The organism is Cyanobium sp. NIVA-CYA 375, from assembly GCF_056108345.1.
This window is the reverse complement of the sequence record NZ_JBSYHW010000449.1, coordinates 1-507: the sequence shown is the minus strand read 5'-3', so window position 1 is coordinate 507 and position 507 is coordinate 1. Positions and strand designations below refer to the sequence as shown.

Here is a 507-nt window from a genome sequence, read left to right as displayed (position 1 = left end):
CCAGATCGTCCGCCGGATCGACGATGACGACCCGCCGATCACCCAGAGTTGGTCTGGTCACGAGCCGCTGCTGCATCGCGCGGACGAGATCGATCGGGATGTTGCGCTTGACCTCGTAGGGCTTCCCTTCGGCCTTCTTGGTGGCTTCCTTGTCATCCTTGGGAGGGTGGGTCAGCACGATGATGTCGGGATGCAGGCCGTGCATCGGGGCGCGCCCGCCCTGCTCCAGCAATTCGCGCGCTGCGGCGAGCGCAAACTGCGTCTTTCCCAGCCCGCGCTTGCCCGCCAGCAACCAGGCATGGTGCATCCGCGGCCCTGCCTGAGCTGCGCGCCACTGGGTCCACGCCAGCTCGTGGCCGAGCAGGGTCATCGGATCGGATCCGGCAAAGGCCCGAGTGCGGCGAGCACCCTCTGGTGCACCTCATCCGGGGTGCCGTTGCCGTCGATGATCCGGAAACCGTCCGGATCCGCCTCGGCAATGGCGCGAAAACTTGCAGCAACCTCAGC

The 507-nt window shown here is 66.7% G+C and carries 1 protein-coding gene; it reads right to left on the bottom strand.

What is annotated here, in order from left to right; all coding sequences use genetic code 11:
• The coding region (locus AC01FP_RS19055) for a hypothetical protein (RefSeq protein ID WP_474482550.1) at positions 1-370 on the bottom strand (370 nt) is incomplete at its 3' end.
• Positions 371-507: the final 137 nt, after the last annotated feature.